General features: G+C 62.1%; 1 protein-coding gene. It reads left to right on the plus strand.

Features of this window, described 5'->3' with window-relative positions; genetic code table 11:
- Positions 1–104 precede the first annotated feature (104 nt).
- Positions 105–1,301: an IS256 family transposase gene (locus LL253_RS19640; RefSeq protein ID WP_228228201.1), complete on the plus strand. Its 1,197-nt coding sequence runs from the start codon at positions 105–107 to the stop codon at positions 1,299–1,301.
- Positions 1,302–1,359 lie beyond the last annotated feature (58 nt).

Genomic DNA, 1,359 nt, shown 5'->3' on the forward strand with positions numbered 1-1,359 from the left:
GGTCGTGTCCCGCGGGGTGGTGTAGGAAGGTTTCCCTGAGAGGGTGGCCACCGTCGATCTTCTGGTAGGGTTCGGATGCGAACTCGAACCTGGAGAAGAAGACGATGACCGACGACAGAATGGCCCTTGTCGAGCTGATTGAGCAAGGGGCTGATAGCGATTTGGTGCGTGAGATGCTGGCTTTTGCCGCAGAGCGCATGATGGAACTGGAGATCGAGGCTAAGACGGGCGTGCCTTGCGGATCACGCAGCCCGGAGCGGCTGAACCACCGCAACGGCTATCGCGAGCGCGGTTGGGATACACGAGCTGGCCGGATTGATCTGGCGATCCCGAAGTTGCGCAAAGGCAGTTACTTTCCGAGCTTTCTGGAACCACGCCGCACCGCCGAGAAGGCCTTGGCGGCGGTGATTCAGGAAGCCTACGTCCACGGCGTCTCGACCCGTTCGGTCGACGATCTGGTCAAGGCGATGGGCGCCAGCGGTGTTTCAAAGAGCCAGGTCAGCCGCCTGGTTGCCGAGATCGACGAGCGGGTGAATGCCTTCCTCACGCGGCCCATTGAAGGCGAGTGGCCCTATCTATGGATCGACGCCACCTACCTCAAAGAGCGCGAGGGAGGACGGATTGTCTCGACGGCGGCGATAATCGCGGTGGGCGTCAACACCGATGGCCGACGCGAGGTTCTGGGCGTGGCCACCGGCCCGTCGGAAGCCGAACCTTTCTGGAAAGCCTTCCTGCGCTCTCTGGCCGACCGAGGCTTGCGCGGTGTGAAGCTGGTCATCGCCGACGATCACAAAGGTCTGCGCGCCGCCGCCAGCAAGGTATTTTCCGCGACCCAGCAGCGCTGCCGCGTACATTGGATGCGCAACGCGTTTGCCCATGCCGCGCCGAAACAACGGCCCGCCGTCATTGCCATGATCAAAACCATCTTCGCGCAGGAAACGGCCGAGGCGGCGCACGAGCAGTGGGAGCAGGTTGCCGATGCCCTGCGCGAGAAGTTTCCAAAGCTGGCCGACATGATGGACGCATCACGCGAAGACGTGCTCGCCTACATGGTCTTCCCCAAGGATCACTGGGCGCAGATCGCGTCCACCAACCCGCTGGAAAGGGTCAACAAGGAGATCAAGCGAAGGGCGGACGTGATCGGCATATTCCCGAATGACGCTGCCGTCGTTCGCCTCGTCGGAGCGCTCATGCTGGAGCAAAATGATGAGTGGGCCGTATCGCGCCGCTACATGACGCTGGAAACGCTCGGCTCGGTGAGCCATAATCCTATTGTCAGCTTGCCAGCACTGGCGGCCTGACCTGAACCCGATCCTGCCGTAGATCGACGGTTCCTACACCACCCCGCGGGACACGACC

This window comes from Sphingobium soli (assembly GCF_020782245.1).
GTDB lineage: Bacteria > Pseudomonadota > Alphaproteobacteria > Sphingomonadales > Sphingomonadaceae > Sphingobium > Sphingobium soli.